Origin of the sequence: Luteimonas arsenica (assembly GCF_004352825.1) — a bacterium.
Lineage (GTDB): Bacteria > Pseudomonadota > Gammaproteobacteria > Xanthomonadales > Xanthomonadaceae > Luteimonas > Luteimonas arsenica.
Window position 1 is genome coordinate 329,335 of the sequence record NZ_SJRW01000002.1, and the last position, 15,684, is coordinate 345,018.

The window sequence follows — 15,684 nt, forward strand, 5'->3', positions numbered from 1 at the left end:
CGCCGGCGGTCCCCATCGAGCCCCCCGCATCCCCATTCCATCCGAACCCATCTGGAGCCTGCCATGTCCCGTCATTTCAAGCGCGCCCTGCTCGCCGCCGCCCTCGCCACCGCCTCCGCCGCGGCCTTCGCCGCCCCTGTGACCTACACCATCGACCCGAACCACACCGACGTGGTCGCGCAGTGGAACCACTTCGGATTCTCCAACCCGATCGCCCACTTCGGCCAGGTCGAAGGCACGATCACCTATGACCCGGACAACGTCGCCGCCTCCCGCGTCGAGGTCGTGCTGCCGCTGGCCGGCCTGTCCTCGCACGTGAAGGCCTTCGACGACCACCTGCGCAACGCCGATTTCTTCGACGTGGAGAAGTTCCCGCAGGCAACCTTCAAGAGCACCGCCGTCGAGGCCGCGGGCGAGGGCAAGCTGAAGATCACCGGCGACCTGACCATCAAGGGCATCACCAGGCCCGTGGTGCTCGACACCACCATCAACAGCGTCGCCGCCCACCCGATGAGCAAGCAACCCACCGCCGGCTTCGACGCGGTGGCCACCATCAAGCGCACCGACTTCGACCTGGGCCTGTACGCGCCCAACGTCAGCGACGAGGTGCAGCTGCGCATCACCACCGAAGCCTCGGTGCCCAAGCAGGGCGAGTAAACCGCCCGCGACGCGCGTGCAACGGGGCCGCCGCATCGAAGGGTGCGGCGGCCTTTACGCGTGCGGTCGTCAATCCGCGCGATCGCGGTCGTCGTCGTCGCCTGTTGCCGCAGGCGGCAAGCCCAGTCTGCCGGTTGCGGGCGCCGTGCCGGTGGCCGCGGCATGTGCCCGGTGTGCGCGGTCCAGGTCGTTCTGCAGCGCGTCGGGCCGCTGCACCAGCGCCTTGAAGCGTGGTTCCAGCGCCTGCACCCGCGCCTGCGCCGCGACCATGCCTTCGAAGGCCGAGCGCCGCAGCACCGGTGGCGCGTCCCTGCCCAGCGACAGGTAGTCGGCCACGCGCGTGCGCAGGGCGGACACCGCCACCTTCGCCTTGCCCTTCGGGCTCGACAGCGACGCCACCACGGTCAACAGCAGGATGGCCACGATCACCACCAGCGAGACCCCGGTTTCGATCTCGATCACCGGCACCGGTTCGCCGTCGTTGATGAAGGGCAGGTTGTTCTCGTGCAGGGCGTGCAGCACCAGCTTCACGCCGATGAAGGCCAGGATCACCGCCAGGCCCAGCGACAGGTAGACCAGGCGCTCCAGCAGCCCGCCGACCAGGAAGTACAGCTGGCGCAGGCCCAGCAGCGAGAACGCGGTCGCGGTGAAGACGATGAAGACGTTCTGGGTCAGTCCGAAGATCGCCGGGATCGAATCGAAGGCGAACAGGATGTCGGTGCCACCGATGGCCAGCATCACCAGCAGCATCGGCGTGAGCGCGCGGCGGCCCTGCCAGGTGGTGAACAGCTTGTCGCCGTCGTAGTGCGGGCTGGCGTGGAACAGCCGCCGCACGATGCGCACGACGATGTTGGGCTTGTCGGGATCGTGGTCGTCGGGCACCAGCAGGTGGCCCGCGGTCACCAGCAGCACCAGGCCGAACAGGTAGAACACCCACGAGAAGCGTTCGATCAGCGCCGCGCCCAGCAGGATGAACACCGTGCGCGCGATGAGCGCGAAGGTGATGCCGAACAGCAGCACCTTCTGCTGGTCCTCGCGGGGGACCTTGAAGCTCGACATGATCACCAGGAACACGAAGACGTTGTCGATCGACAGCGCCTTTTCGGTGATGTAGCCCGAGAAGTACTCCGCGCCCATGCGCGGGCCGCCCAGGACCCAGACCGCCACGCCGAACAGCAGGGCGATGCCGACGTACAGCGCCGACCACACCGTGGCCTCGCGCAGGCTGGGCGCGTGCGCCTTGCGTACGTGGAAGAACCAGTCGAAGGCCAGCAGGCCGATGATCAGGGCGATCGTCGCTTCCCAGACGAGCGGGGTGGTCGTCGGCATCGGAATCCCGTGGGCCAGCAGGTGCCCGAGCATCGCACGCGGGGCGTTGGGCCGGCGTCATGCCGGGGCGGCGGCCGCGGGCTCGTTATCCATGCGTGAAGGCATGCCGCGGCCGCACGATATATTCCGCCGCCATCTCCCCCGACCCCCGCATGCCCTTGCATCGACGAGAACTCCTGCTGGCCGGCCTCGCGCTGCCGTTCGCCACGGCGCTGCCCCTGCGCGCGTTCGCCCGCGACGCCGGGATGGCGGCCGCGACCGATGGCGCGTTCGACGATCGCACCGTGCCGGCGCTGGCCGCCGCGCTGGCCGCGAACGCCTACGCGCCGCCTTCGCGCGAGCTGCCGGCGGCGCTGGCCGGCATCGGCTACGACAGCTACCGCGACTATCGTTACGACGCCGCGCATGCGCTGTGGCACGGCGAGGGGCGCGGCTTCGAGGCCCAGTTCTTCCACCGCGGCTACATGTTCCTGGACCGCGTCGACATGCACGTGGTCGAAGCGGGCCGCAGCCGGCCGTTCGCGTACTCGCCTTCGCTGTTCCGCTTCGACCACGGCGTGCCCGCGCCGGCCGAGGGCGCCGACATCGGCTTCGCCGGCTTCCGCCTGCACGGCGACGTGCATGGCACCGGCGTGCTCGACGAGATCGCCGCCTTCCTCGGCGCGAGCTATTTCCGTGCCGTCGCGCGCGGCCTGGGCTACGGCCTGTCCGCGCGCGGCCTGGCGCTGGGCACCGGAGATCCCGGGCCGGAGGAGTTCCCGGTGTTCCGCGCGTTCTGGCTGGAGGCGCCGGCACCGGGCGCGGCTGAGGTCGTCGTGCATGCGCTGCTCGATTCGCCCAGCGTCGCCGGCGCCTTCCGCTTCGCGATCACGCCCGGCACGGACACGGTGTTCGACGTCGACGCCCGGCTGTACCCGCGCGTGGAGCTGGCCACGGCCGGGATCGCGCCGCTGACCAGCATGTTCGAGTTCGATGCCCACGACCGCGCGGGCATCGACGATCCGCGCCCGGCGGTGCACGACTCCGACGGCCTGGTCCTGCTCGCGGGCAGCGGCGAACAGGCCTGGCGGCCGCTGCGCAACCCGCGCAACGTCGAACACAGCGGCTTCCAGGACCGCGATCCGCGCGGCTTCGGGCTCATGCAGCGCAAGCGCCGCTTCGAGGACTACCAGGACCTGGAGGCCGGCTACGAGAAGCGGCCGGGCTGCCGGGTGGAGCCGCTCGACCCCTGGGGCGAGGGCGAGGTGCACCTGGTCGAAATCCCCACTGCCAACGAGTACGCCGACAACATCGTCGCCTTCTGGCGCCCGCGCGCGCCGCTGGCGCCGGGCCGCGAGCATCGCTGGCGCTACCGCCTGCACTGGGGCGCGGCCTATGCGGGGAATCCGTCGCTGGCGCAGGTGGTGGCCACCCGGAGCGGGGCGCTGGACGGCCGCGAGGGTCGCCAGTACTTCGTCGACTTCGCCGGCGATGCCTTGCCCGATGCCGATGGCGCGGTGCAGGTGCAGGCCTCGGCCAGCGCGGGCGCTCTGGGCAACGCCGTGGCCTACCGCAATCCCGCCGCCGGCGGCTGGCGCGTGGGCTTCGAACTCGAACCCGGCGACGCGCCCGCGGTCGAGATGCGCCTGTGGCTGGAAGGCGCGGGTGGACGCCTCTCGGAAACCTGGCTCTCGCGATGGACGGCATGACCGTGGGTGCCGCCACTCCGCAGGGCGCCGCCGCTGCATTGCCGCCGCTGCCGCCGGAGTCGCCGATGGCGATGCCGGTGCAGTCGCTCGACCGCGGCGAGCTGGCCAACCCGCCGCGCCCGACCACGCCGCCGAACATGGCCTGGCGCCGTTTCGCGGTGATCGGTGGCGCCGCGCTGCTGACCACGATCGCGACCTACCAGATGTGGTGGCTGCTGCGCGGCGGCGGCATCGACGTGTTGGAAGGCACGCTGCTGGTGCTGTTCGTGGCCCTGTTCGCCTGGATCGTGCAGGCCTTCGTCGGTGCCGTCGCCGGTTTCGTCCTGCTGCTGCAGCGGCGCCCGCTGCGCATGGGCATGAGCGCCGATGGCCCGCTGCCCGAGGTGACCACGCCGACCGCCCTGCTGATGCCGATCTACAACGAGGATCCCGAGCGGCTGATGGCCGGCCTGCAGGCGATGCACGAATCGCTGGCCGCCAGCGGGCAGTTGGGGCGCTTCGACTTCTTCGTGCTCAGCGATACCCGGAGGCCGGAGATCCAGGCCGCCGAAGCCGCCGCGTTCATGGCGCTGCGCGCGCGGCTGGGCACGGGGGCGCGCGTGCACTACCGCCTGCGCGACGACAACAGTGAGCGCAAGTCCGGCAACATCGCCGACTGGGTGCGGCGCTGGGGCGGCGCCTGGCCGCAGTTCCTGATCCTCGACGCCGACAGCGTGATGGACGGCGCCACCATCGTCCGCCTGGCCGCGGCGATGGAGCGCCACGACGACGTGGCCCTGATCCAGACCCTGCCAGTGATCGTCAACGGCAACACCCTGTTCGCGCGGATGCAGCAGTTCGCCGGCCGCGTCTACGGCCCGGTGATCGCCTATGGCGTGGCCTGGTGGCACGGCGCGGAAAGCAACTACTGGGGCCACAACGCCATGATCCGCACCCGCGCCTTTGCGGAATGCGCGGGGCTTCCGGAACTTCGCGGCGTGAAGCCCTTCGCCGGCACCGTGCTCAGCCACGATTTCGTCGAGGCCGCGCTGATGCGCCGCGGCGGCTGGGCGCTGCACATGATCCCGGGCCTGCCGGGCAGCTACGAGGAGGGCCCGCCCTCGCTGACCGACATGCTGGTGCGCGACCGCCGCTGGTGCCAGGGCAACCTGCAGCACGGCGGCGTGCTGCCCGCGCGCGGCCTGCACTGGGTCAGCCGCTGGCATCTGCTGATCGGCATCGGCCACTACTTCACCGCGCCGATGTGGGCGATGCTGATGCTGATCGGCGTTTCGATCCCGCTGCTGCACGAGGGCTTCTCGTGGGGGCAGCTTTCGATCGAAGGCTTCACGCCCACTGCGTACTGGCGCGAGCAGGACGGCGACCGCTTCGTCGGCGTCTTCATCGTCACCATGACCATGCTGCTGGCGCCGAAGCTGATGGGCTGGATGGCCACCGTGATCGATCCGGCGATGCGCCGCGGCTGCGGCGGCGCCTGGCGCGCCTTCGTCGGCATGCTGCTGGAGACCCTGCTCGCCGCGCTGATGGCGCCGGTGACGATGTGGGTGCAGTCGCGTGGCGTGGCCGAGGTGCTGGCCGGCAAGGACTCGGGCTGGGAGTCTCAGCGCCGCGATGACGGCACGCTGCCGCTGCGCGAACTGCTGCGCCTGTACGGCGGGCTGACCCTGGCGGGCGTGGTGGCGGCCGTGGCCGCGTGGATGGTCTCGCCGATGCTGTTGGCCTGGATGTCGCCGGTCGTGCTGGGCCTGCTGCTTGCGATCCCGATCGTTGCCCTGGGCGCGTCGCGCGCGGCCGGACAATGGCTGCGCCGGCGGCGCATCTTCGTGACGCCCGAGGAACTGGCGCCGCCGCCGGTGCTGGTGCGTGCGACCCGGCTGCGCGAGGAGCACGGTCCGCCGGCGGACTGACGCACAACCGCAGCACCAGCGTCATCGAGGCGCGGCAGCATTCGCCCCCGACAGCCACGGGGGCTAGGACATGAGGCTTCACTCGATGGTCGCGGCGCTTGCCGCGGCCCTTCTCGCATCCGCCTGCCAGCCGCGGGCGCCGTCGGCCGTGGAGGCGGACGCTGCATCCACGCAGGTCGTCGCGTCGGCCGGCGATGCGGAGGGCAGCGGTGCTTCGAAGCAGGCGGGCAGCGGCCTGGACGAAGCCGCTGCGCGCGCGCTGCGCGAAGGCCGCCTCTATGCGCCGGCCGGCGACAGCGCGATCGAATACTGGCTCCAGGCGCGCGACCGCGACCCCGGCAACGCGGCGGTCGCCAGTGCGATCGTCGAACTGCAGCCCTACCTGCTGATCGGCTGCGAGCAGGCCATCGCGCGGCATGACTTCGAAGAGGCGCGCCGGTTGCACGGCCTCATCGCCGCCAGCGACGCCGGTGCACCGGCGCTGCAGCGCTTGGCGATGGCGATCGAAGCCGCCGAGGCCGAATCCGGGCGCGCCGAAGCCGTGCGCCTGGCCGCCGAGGAAGCGCAGCGCCAGCGCGCCGAGGCCGAGGTGCGCGCCGCGGAGATGGCGAGCGCGGCACAGGGCCGGGTGGCCGCGGCGCAGGTCGCGGCGGCCGCCGCGCAGCCGCCAGCTGCGCCTGCGCCCTCGTCACCGACATCGGCATCAGTCGCCGATGCGCGGCCGCAATCGCCCGCCGTGCAGCCGCCGCCGCAATCACAGGCCGAGGCCGTCGGGACCGCGCCGGCCCCGGCGCAGTTTGCGCGCACACCGACCGCGGCTGCCGCCCGCGAGACCGCCGCGCCAGCCGCCACGCCGCGCCTGCTGCGCCAGCCCGCCCCACGCTTTCCGCCGCTGGCGCTGAGCCGGAAGATGGAAGGCTCGGTGCAGGTCGCCTTCACCATCCGCCCGGACGGCCGCGTCGAAGACACGCGCGTGGTGAGCTCCACGCCGCCGGGCGTGTTCGAGCGTTCGGCGCTGGCCGCCGTGAGCGGCTACCGCTTCGAGCCCATGGCCCAGGCCACGGCGTCGATGGTCACGGTCCGCTTCACCCTCAGCCAGTAGCCGCCGGCCCCGCGCGGCGCGCCATGCATAATGGCGCGCCCGATCCAACGAGGTTGCCATGCTGCTGGAATGCATCGAGCGCGAGACCGGTCCGGCACCGGCCTGGAGCATCGTCTGGCTGCATGGCCTCGGCGCAGACGGCGGCGACTTCGTGCCGATCGTGCCCGAGCTGCTGCGCCGCGACTGGCCGGCGCTGCGCTTCGTGTTCCCGCACGCGCCGGTGCGCCCGGTGACGATCAACAACGGCGTGCCGATGCGCGCCTGGTACGACATCGTCGACATCGACCTCGCCAACCGTGCCGACGAGGCGGGCGTGGCGCAGTCGATCGCCCAGGTCGAGGCGCTGGTCGCCCGCGAGGTCGAGCGCGGCGTGCCGCGGTCGCGCGTGGTGCTGGCGGGTTTCTCGCAGGGCGGCGCGGTCACCCTCGCCACGGGCCTGCGCAGCGCGGATCCGCTGGGTGGACTGGTCGCGCTGTCCACCTACGTGCCCTCCGCCGGCAAGGCGCGCGACGCGCTGGCCGCGGGCGCGGAACGGCAGCCGGTGTTCATGGGCCACGGCAGCCAGGATCCGGTGGTGCCCTTCCAGGCCGGCCAGCAGAGCGCGGCGCTGCTGCGCGAGCTGGGCTTCGAGGTCGAATGGCACGCCTATCCCATGCCGCATTCGGTTTGCGCCGAGGAAATCCGCGACCTTGGCGACTGGTTGTCACGGCGGTTCGCGGCGGGTTGAACCCGGACGGGCATGACCGTCGCCGGGGCGCGGGCTACTATCCCGGTGAGCCCGGACTGCCGCTGGGACGCGTGAGGAGGACCGCATGAAGGTGGTCATCGCAGACGACGAGCCGCTGGCCCGCGAGCGACTGCGCAGCCTGCTGGCCGCGCATGCCGACATCGAGGTGGTGGCCGAGGCCGGGGACGGCCGCGGCGCGCTGGAGGCCTGCGCCGGGCACGAGCCCGACCTGGTGCTGCTCGACATCGCCATGCCCGGGATCGACGGCCTGGAGGCCGCGCGCCACCTGGCCGCCTTCGAGCCGCGCCCGGCGGTGGTGTTCTGCACCGCCTATGACGAGCACGCGCTCTCGGCCTTCGAGGCCGCGGCCGTGGACTACCTGGTCAAGCCGGTGCGGGCCGAGCGCCTGCAGGCGGCGCTGGACCGCGTGCGCACCTTCGCCGCCGGGCTTGATCGCAGCCGGGGCGGGGATGCGCGCCGCCAGCACCTGTGCGCGCGCCTGCGCGGCAGCCTGCGCCTGATCCCGATCGAGGACGTGCACTACCTGCAGGCGGAGGAGAAGTACGTGGTGGTGCACCACGCCCGCGGCGAGGACCTGATCGAGGAGTCGCTGAAGTCGCTGGAGGAGGAGTTCGGCGACCGTTTCCTGCGCATCCACCGCAACTGCCTGGTGGCCCGCCACGAGCTGGTGGAGCTGCGACGCGACCCGGAAGGACACGTCCAGGCCATCCTTCGCCACGGCTCGCAGCCGCTGGAGGTCAGCCGTCGCTGCGTCGCTCCGCTGCGCGAGGCGCTGCGGCTGTTCTGACCGTGGCGGGGGATAATGTCCCGCATGACCATCCTTCGCATCGCCACCCGCAAGAGCCCGCTCGCCCTCTGGCAGAGCGAACACGTCGCCGCCCTGCTGCGCGCCGCGCACCCCGGCCTCGAAGTGGAGCTCGTGCCCATGTCGACCCGTGGCGACGAAGTGCTGGACCGCTCGCTGGCGGCGATCGGCGGCAAGGGCCTGTTCCTGAAGGAACTGGAGCTGGCGATGCTGCGTGGCGAGGCCGACTGCGCCGTGCATTCGCTCAAGGACGTGCCGATGGAGGTCGATGCGCCGTTCGCGCTGCCGGCCTTCCTCGCGCGGGCCGACCATGCCGATGCCTTCGTCAGCAACCATTTCGCCGGCATCGACGCGTTGCCGCAGGGTGCCTGCGTCGGCACCTCGTCGCTGCGGCGCCAGGCCCAGCTGCGCGCGCTGCGGCCCGACCTGGAGATCCGCGACCTGCGCGGCAACGTCAACACTCGCCTGGCCAAGCTGGATACCGGCGAATACGACGCCATCGTCCTGGCCTGCGCCGGGCTGGAGCGGCTGGGCCTGGGCGAGCGCACCCGTGCGCGCCTGGATGCGCCGGACTGGCTGCCGGCACCGGCGCAGGGCGTGATCGCGATCGAGTGCCGCGGCGACGATGCCGCGACCATGGACCTGTGTCGCGTGCTCGACCACGGACCCACGCGCACCTGCGCCGGCGCCGAGCGCGCCCTGAACCTGGCGCTGCACGGCAGCTGCCACGTGCCGGTGGCGGCGTTCGCAAGGCTGGACGGCGAGGCGCTGCGTCTGCAGGCGCTGGTGGGGTCAGCCGGCGATGGCCGTGCCGTGCGGGCGGAAGGCGCCGGCAACACGGCGGACCCGGAAGCGCTGGGGCGCGAGGTGGCGGCGAAACTGATGGCTGGCGGCGCGGGCGAGTTCCTGCCTGCTTAGAAAAAGTCCGTCAGAACCGGTACCGGACGTGCATCGAGCCTTCGGTGTCGGTGGCGCCGCTTCCACCATTCCCCGCACTGTCGTGGCGCAGTTCGAAGTTGGAGTGCAGCGTCCACTGCGGCTGCAGCTGCAGGTCCAGGCCGATCACCTGCCGGGTGGTGGTGTTGAACCGGCCCGTCTCGACCAGCAGGTTCTGGGTCAGCAGTGCGCGGTCGGCGATGCTCTGGCGCAGCTCCAGCCTGCCGCGGGCGATGGGGCCCTCGCTGGCGGTGCCGTAGTCGGCATAGGGCTGCAGGCGGTAGCCGGTGCCGAACTCGAGTTTGACCTGGGTGTCCGGCGTGCGCACGGCCTCGTAGCCGAAGCTGGTGGTGAAGCGCGAGTGGCTGCCGTGGTTGCTCCGCCAGTCGCGGCGCCGGGCCGGGGAATACAGGGGGTAGTGGCGCGCGGCGATCACCGGCAGGCGGACCTTCGCCAGCGGATCCACGCTGCCGGGTGCCTTGGGCTGCCCGATGCGGGTGAACCGGTTCGGTGCCCGCCAGCCGGCGTCCTCGCAGACCAGGTGGTAGCAGGGGCGGCGCAGGTCGGCGCGGCCGGCCACCAGCGCGACAGCCGACGGCTCGCCGGGCGATTCCGGCAAGGGCTGGATGAACACGGGCGGGGCGGCGAGGGCCAGCCAGAGGGCCGCGAGCATGTGCGGTGGGTCCAGGAAAACGTTTACATGGCCATTATCCGCGGCATTCGTCACCGTTCCAAGACGATGCCCACAGATTCGTTCAGCCACCAGGCGCCGACGCCTGACCTTCCCTCGCCCAGGCCGGCGCGACTAGGGCAGTGGCCGGTGGCGCAGCCTGCCGCTGCCGAACAGCAGCATCGCGATCGAGAACACCAGGCCGAACGCGGCCCGCCAGCGCGGCGAAGGCGGATCGAAGGCGCCCGGCGGGGAGGCCTGCATGATCGATGGATCCACCAGCGCCCAGGTGCAGGCCACCGCGCCGGCGATTCCGCCGACCACCATCAGGATGCCGATGACCCGCTGCAGGGTCTTCATGTCAGGGATGGAAGGGGAAGAAGCGCGGGATCAGGATGATCGCCGAGATCCAGAAGATGATGTTGAGCGGCATGCCCACTTTCACGAAGTCGCTGAAGCGGTAGCCGCCGGCGGTGTAGACCATGGTGTTGGTCTGGTAGCTGATCGGGGTGGCGAAGCTGGTCGAGGCCGCGAAGGCGACCGCGATCAGCAGCGGCTTGGGGTCCACGCCCATGGATTCCGCGGTGGCCAGTGCGATCGGCACCACCAGCACCGCCGAGGCGTTGTTGCTCATCACCTCGGTCAGCGCCGAGGTCATCAGGTAGATCGCTGCCAGCGTGGCCAGCGGGCCGTAGGGGCCGAGGACATTGAGCAGGGCATCGGCCGCCATGCTTGCGCCGCCGGTCTTCTGCAGCGCGATGCCCAGCGGGATGATGCCCGCCAGCAGCAGGATCACCTGCCAGTCGATCGATTCGTAGGCCTCGTCGGGCGTCAGCAGGCGCAGCGCCACCAGCGCCAGGCAGCCGAGCAGGGCCGAGGCCACGATCGGCAGCCAGCCGAGCGCCGCCATGCCGATGGCTGCGAACATGATCACCGCCGACGCGATCGCCCGGCGCGGCTTGACCCGCTTCTGCGCGCGCTCGCCGAGCACGATCATGCCCGGGTCGGCGCGCAGGTCGTCGATGGCGTCGGCCGGTGCGTCGAGCAGCAGCACGTCGCCGACCGACAGCGGCACCCGGTCCAGCGGCACCCGGATCGCGAGCTGCCGGCGATGGATGCCGTGCACGCTGGCGCGGTAGGTGTGGGCGAAGCGCATGCCGAACAGGGTGCGGCCGATCAGGTGCGAGCCCGGCGCGACCATCGCCTCGACGTGCAGGCGCTCGTCGCTGCGCGGGGCGTCCTTGTCCTTGTCCTTTTCCTTGTCGCCCCGGTCCCCGTCGCCATTCGCCGACGCGCGCGCGGGCGCCCTGGAGCGCTGGTCGAACCGCAGTTTCAGCGCCTTGCGCGCGGCTTCGATCCGCGGCCAGTCGCCGCGCAGCAGCACGCGGTCGCCGGCTTCCACGCTGGCTTCGGCGCCATGCACCGGTGCGCCCCGGCGCAGCACCTCCAGCAGGTCGACGTCGTCGATGCTGTCGGGCAGCGCCTGGCGCGGCGCGTTGCCGACCAGCGGGGAATCCGCCGGCACCATCAGCTCGGCGACGAAGCGGCCCACGTGCTCGTCGCGGTCGGCGTCCGGGGTGCCGCGATCGGGCAGGACCAGCCAGCCCACGGTCAGCAGGTAGACCGCGCAGATGCCGACGAAGATGATGCCCAGCGGCGCGAACTCGAAGATGGTGAAGCCCACGCCTGCCGAATCCCGCGCCATCGAATCGACCAGCAGGTTGGTCGAGGTGCCGATCAGGGTGCACACGCCCGCGGTCTGCGAGATGTAGGACAGCGGGATCAGGAACTTCGACGGCGCCCAGCCGTTGGCCGCGGTGGCCATCAGCACCAGGGGCAGGAACACGGCCACGGTCGCGGTGTTGTTGATGAAGGCGGCCACGCTCACCACCAGGCACAGCATCACCAGCAGGAACAGCCAGCGCCAGCGGATGCGCGAGAGCAGTTCGCCGATCGCGACCAGCGCGCCATTGGCCTTGAGCGCGCCGCTGAGCACGAACATGCAGGCCACCATCACCGTGGCCTGGTTGCTGAAGCCCGACAGCGCCTCGGGCAGGGAGATCACGCCCAGCACCAGCAGCGCGGTCATCACCAGCAGCGCGACCACGTCGACGCGGAACTTCTCGGTGATGAACAGGTAGACCGCCACCAGCATCACGGCGACGGTGGTCAACAGCTCCAGTGGCAGGTCCATCCGGTAAACATCCCCAGGCTTGCGCTTCCGCCCTGCAGGCGGCGGCAGGAAGACGCACAGGATATCCGCTGGCCGGGGAGGCGGGATGAAGGCGCGCGCGGCCGCGGGGTCGTCCGCCGTGGCCGCGGCGGTGGCTGCGTGCCGCGGGGCGGTGGGATACTTGCCGCTTTCCGGCACCGTGGGGGAACCGCTTGTCCAGCCCAGATGCTTCCCGGTTCGACGCCGTCGTCATTGGCGCCGGCGCGAGCGGCACGCTCGTGGCGGCGCATCTGGTCGGCGACGACGCGTCCCCGCTCCACGTGGCCCTGGTCGAGTCGCGGCCGGCGATGGCCGAAGGCGTTGCGTATTCGACCCGGCACGGCGAGCACCTGTTGAACGTGCGTGCCGCCGGCATGAGCGCGCTGGATGACAGCCCCGGGGATTTCGTCCGCTTCCTGCGCACGTTGCCCGAGTACGCCGCGGAGGACCCGGCCGCGATCGGTGCGCGCTTCATGCCGCGCAGGGACTATGCGCGCTACCTGGGCGATCTGCTCGATTCGCGCCCGGGGCAGGCGCGGCTGCGCAGGATCGCTGGTGCCGCGGAGGACGTCGTGCCGGTCGCCGGTGGGTTCGAAGTGGAACTCGCTTCGGGCGAGCGGCTGCATGCGCGGGCGGTAGTGCTGGCGATAGGCAACCGCCCCGCGCGCCTGCCGCGGCTGGAAGGTGACGCCGACGCGGGCGTGGCCGCCATCGAGGCCTGGGACTATCCCGCCGTCGCCGCGATCGCGCCCGATGCCGACGTCTGCATCCTCGGCGCCGGACTGAGCATGGTCGACGTGGTGCTGACCCTGCGCGCGAACGGCCATCGCGGCCGGATCACCTCGCTGTCCCGGCGTGGCCTGCTGCCGCTGCCGCACGCGGCGCCGGCACCGCCGGCCGACGTCGACCTTGCCGGGCTGCTGGCGATGGACCTGGCCGCGCGGGTGCGCGCGATGCGCGCGCTGGCGGCGCGGGAACAGGCGCAGGGCAGGCCCTGGCAGGCGGTCCTGGACGCGCTGCGGCCGCACGTGCAGGCGCTGTGGACCAGCCTCGACGACGCCGGCCAGCGCCGCTTCCTGCGCCATGTGGTGCGCCACTGGGACGTGCATCGTCACCGCATCGCGCCGGAGATCGCGCGGCAGCTCGACGAGGCTACCGCCTCCGGACAGCTCGAGCGGCTGGCGGGCCGCCTGCTCGCGGTCGGGCCCGGCCCGCGGATGACCATCGTCTGGCGTCCCCGCGGCGGCGCCGACGTCGCCCGGTTCGAGGCCGACGTGCTGGTCAATGCGCTGGGCATGGACCAGCGGATCGAGGGCGGGGCGGGTTTGCTGGCACGGCTGTGCACACGCGGGCTGCTGCGCCCGGGCCCGCACCGCATCGGCGCGGCGACCGCCGGCGAGGGCGTCCCGCTCGGCGCCGATGGCAGGCCCGTGGTCGGCCTGTGGACCCTCGGCGCGCTGCGCGTGGGCGACCTCTGGGAAAGCATCGCCATGCCGGAACTGCGCGGCCAGGCGCAGCGCGTGGCCGCGGCCGTGCGCGCACACCTGGACGCGGCCGGCTGAGCCATAATCCCGCCATGGACCGATACGAGCGCATCCTTTCGCTGCACCGCATCCTGAGCACCTCGCGCTACCCGGTCACCGTGGCCCGGTTGCAGGACGAACTGGGCTGCTCGCGCGCCACCGTCTACCGCGACGTCGCCTTCCTGCGCGACGCGCTGATGGCACCGATCGTCGGCGACGGCGAGGCCGGCATCCGCTACGACCCCGATGAAAGCGGCCGCTTCGAGCTGCCCGGCCTGTGGCTGAGTTCGGAAGAGCTGCACGCCCTGCTTGCCGCCCAGCAGCTGCTGTCGCGCAGCGGCGGCGGCGTGCTGTCGGCGGCGCTGGCGCCGCTGCAGTCGCGCATCGAGAAGCTGCTCAGCGAGCATGCCAGCGGCAAGCCCTGGCCGATGGAGCGCGTGCGCGTGATCCCGCACCGCACCCGGCGCCTGGACGAACACGCCTTCCGCACGGTGTGCTCGGCGGTGCTGGGGCGCAAGCGCCTGGCCTTCGAATACCGCGCGCGCTCCACCGACGAGAAGACCCGGCGCACGGTGTCGCCGCAGCGCATCACCCACTACCGCGACAACTGGTACCTCGACGCCTGGGACCACGAGCGCGAGGGCCTGCGCAGCTTCTCGGTGGACCGCATCGCGCACGCGCGCAGCCTGGACGAGGCCGCGATCGACGTCGACGAAAGCGAGCTCGACCGCCACCTGGGCGGCAGCTACGGCATCTTCTCCGGCACGCCCAAGGGCGTGGCCACGATCGTGTTCAGCGCCAAGGCCGCGCGCTGGGTGGCCGACGAGCACTGGCACTCGCAGCAGCAGGGCCGGCACCTGGCCGACGGCCGCTACGAACTGAAAGTCCCCTACAGCGCCGCGCGCGAGCTGCTGATGGACGTGCTGCACTACGGCAGCGACGCCGAGATCGTCGAACCGCAGTCCCTGCGCGAGCAGGCGAGGACCCTGCTGGAACTGGCGCTGTCGAACTACGCGCGCTGAGACCGCGGGGTCAGCGGCCGGGCGTGGGAACCGCCGCCGGTTCGAAGCCCAGCCGGCCTTCCTGCTCCGGGACCTGGGGCACGCGGCGCAGCTTGTCGGTGTTGACGCCGTGGCCACGGATGCGGCGTTCGAGTTCGAGGTAGGCGTCGTCCCCGACCACTTCGGCGCGGGTCAGGATCCAGGCATGGTCGTGATCGGCGGAGTCCAGCAGCAGCCAGCTGCCGTCTTCGGCAGCCTCCAGCACGCGCAGACGCGCGGGCAGCACGCGCCAGGCCCGCAGCTTCCAGAAGCGGCCGCTGGGACCGTCGCGCCGTGCGGTGGTCTGGTCGGATTCCAGCGGTTCGCCGAAGCCGTCGCGCCAGCGGCGGGTGATGGTGATCCGGGTGGCGTCGCCGTCGTCGGCGGCGACGCTGAAGCGCGCGGCCACGCGGCCGCGTTCGCCGAACCAGGGCACGCGAGCGGCGACGTGCCAGTCGCCCATCAGGGCTTCGAGCGACGGCATGTCGGCCTGCTCCTCGTGCCCGTCAGCGCGCGCGCCACCGGCCGAGGCGCAGCCCACCAGCAGCAGGCCCAACGCGAGGCTGCAGAGTGCGCGGAGGAAGGTCGGGGGCCTGGCGGTGGCGCTTCGGGAGTGCTGGGTCATCGCGTGGTCCGTGGTGCCGCGTCAGCCTGACAGCGGAGCGGCGAAGGCGGCGTCAACGCGGTCGCAGCCCCTGAGATGGTCCGCCTGCAGGCTGGCTTTACATTCTGGAGAGCCATCATGACACCACGCCACAGCGACCTGTCCCAGTCCCGGTTTTCGAGCCGTGCCGCCGTACGACCCCACGCCACCCGCCAAGGCGCGGACTGGGCCGGGCGCGCGGTGCTGGCGATGATGTTCCTGGCCGCGGTGGCCATGCTTTCGCTGCCGCAGGCACGCGGGGCCAGCGCCACTTTCGGCTGGCTGCCGCTGTGGCTGGCGGGCCTGCCGGCCACGGCCTGGCTGGCCCTGGCGGTGGCCCGCCGCGGCACTGGCGGGCGCTGAGGCACGACCTTCGGCCCGGGGCCCGGGGCCGCGGCCTGTGCTAGCGTTGCCGGCCCACCCG

General features: G+C 72.0%; 15 protein-coding genes. 10 read left to right on the top strand and 5 right to left on the bottom strand.

Going from position 1 to position 15,684, the window contains the following annotated elements; all coding sequences use genetic code 11:
* The first annotated feature begins 63 nt into the window (after positions 1-63).
* Positions 64-657 (top strand): YceI family protein, encoded by a 594-nt coding sequence (locus E2170_RS08970; RefSeq protein WP_133000330.1) that lies wholly within the window; start codon positions 64-66, stop codon positions 655-657.
* 69 nt (positions 658-726) lie between these two features.
* Here E2170_RS08970 and E2170_RS08975 read toward each other — a convergent pair whose 3' ends face one another.
* Positions 727-1,986 carry a TerC family protein gene (locus E2170_RS08975; protein ID WP_133000331.1) on the bottom strand — a complete coding sequence of 420 codons (1,260 nt, stop codon included), beginning with the start codon at positions 1,984-1,986 and terminating at the stop codon, positions 727-729.
* A 152-nt stretch (positions 1,987-2,138) separates the two neighbouring features.
* Here E2170_RS08975 and E2170_RS08980 point away from each other — a divergent pair, with 152 nt between their 5' ends.
* From E2170_RS08980 to hemC, 6 genes are all read left to right on the top strand, one after another.
* The gene (locus tag E2170_RS08980) at positions 2,139-3,674 is read left to right on the top strand and encodes an OpgD/OpgG family glucan biosynthesis protein (RefSeq protein WP_207914960.1); all 1,536 of its coding nucleotides are present in this window, start codon (positions 2,139-2,141) and stop codon (positions 3,672-3,674) included.
* Entirely contained in the window at positions 3,662-5,581 is a 1,920-nt protein-coding gene (gene mdoH / locus E2170_RS08985) for a glucans biosynthesis glucosyltransferase MdoH (protein WP_133000332.1), read from the top strand. Before E2170_RS08980 ends, mdoH begins: the two co-directional genes overlap by 13 nt.
* 70 nt (positions 5,582-5,651) lie before the next feature.
* The gene (locus E2170_RS08990) at positions 5,652-6,683 is read left to right on the top strand and encodes an energy transducer TonB (RefSeq protein ID WP_133000333.1); all 1,032 of its coding nucleotides are present in this window, start codon (positions 5,652-5,654) and stop codon (positions 6,681-6,683) included.
* 58 nt (positions 6,684-6,741) lie between these two features.
* Positions 6,742-7,410, top strand: coding sequence for an alpha/beta hydrolase (locus tag E2170_RS08995; RefSeq protein ID WP_133000334.1), 669 nt, complete (start codon positions 6,742-6,744; stop codon positions 7,408-7,410).
* Positions 7,411-7,495: 85 nt separating this feature from the next.
* Complete coding sequence (locus tag E2170_RS09000) at positions 7,496-8,218, top strand: LytR/AlgR family response regulator transcription factor (protein WP_133000335.1); 723 nt, start codon at positions 7,496-7,498, stop codon at positions 8,216-8,218.
* 24 nt (positions 8,219-8,242) lie between these two features.
* Entirely contained in the window at positions 8,243-9,154 is a 912-nt protein-coding gene (gene hemC / locus E2170_RS09005; protein WP_133000336.1) for a hydroxymethylbilane synthase, read from the top strand.
* 10 nt (positions 9,155-9,164) lie between these two features.
* Here the strand turns inward: hemC and E2170_RS09010 are convergent, their stop codons facing one another.
* The 3 genes from E2170_RS09010 to E2170_RS09020 form a co-directional block, all read right to left on the bottom strand.
* A complete protein-coding gene (locus E2170_RS09010) occupies positions 9,165-9,845 on the bottom strand; it encodes a DUF481 domain-containing protein (protein ID WP_133000337.1) in 681 nt (226 codons plus the stop codon).
* Positions 9,846-9,977: 132 nt separating this feature from the next.
* Positions 9,978-10,202 carry a hypothetical protein gene (locus tag E2170_RS09015; protein WP_133000338.1) on the bottom strand — a complete coding sequence of 75 codons (225 nt, stop codon included), beginning with the start codon at positions 10,200-10,202 and terminating at the stop codon, positions 9,978-9,980.
* Position 10,203: 1 nt separating this feature from the next.
* Positions 10,204-12,036, bottom strand: a complete 1,833-nt coding sequence (locus E2170_RS09020) for an SLC13 family permease (RefSeq protein WP_133000339.1) — start codon at positions 12,034-12,036, stop codon at positions 10,204-10,206.
* A gap of 191 nt (positions 12,037-12,227) precedes the next feature.
* Here E2170_RS09020 and E2170_RS09025 point away from each other — a divergent pair, with 191 nt between their 5' ends.
* Both E2170_RS09025 and E2170_RS09030 read left to right on the top strand, forming a co-directional pair.
* The gene (locus E2170_RS09025) at positions 12,228-13,616 is read left to right on the top strand and encodes an FAD/NAD(P)-binding protein (protein WP_133000340.1); all 1,389 of its coding nucleotides are present in this window, start codon (positions 12,228-12,230) and stop codon (positions 13,614-13,616) included.
* A gap of 14 nt (positions 13,617-13,630) precedes the next feature.
* A complete protein-coding gene (locus E2170_RS09030; RefSeq protein ID WP_133000341.1) occupies positions 13,631-14,599 on the top strand; it encodes a helix-turn-helix transcriptional regulator in 969 nt (322 codons plus the stop codon).
* A gap of 10 nt (positions 14,600-14,609) precedes the next feature.
* On the opposite strand, the gene E2170_RS09035 is transcribed toward E2170_RS09030, so the two are convergent.
* Complete coding sequence (locus E2170_RS09035) at positions 14,610-15,242, bottom strand: lipocalin family protein (RefSeq protein ID WP_133000342.1); 633 nt, start codon at positions 15,240-15,242, stop codon at positions 14,610-14,612.
* Between the two features lie 117 nt (positions 15,243-15,359).
* Here E2170_RS09035 and E2170_RS09040 point away from each other — a divergent pair, with 117 nt between their 5' ends.
* Positions 15,360-15,623, top strand: coding sequence for a hypothetical protein (locus tag E2170_RS09040; RefSeq protein ID WP_133000343.1), 264 nt, complete (start codon positions 15,360-15,362; stop codon positions 15,621-15,623).
* Positions 15,624-15,684: the final 61 nt, after the last annotated feature.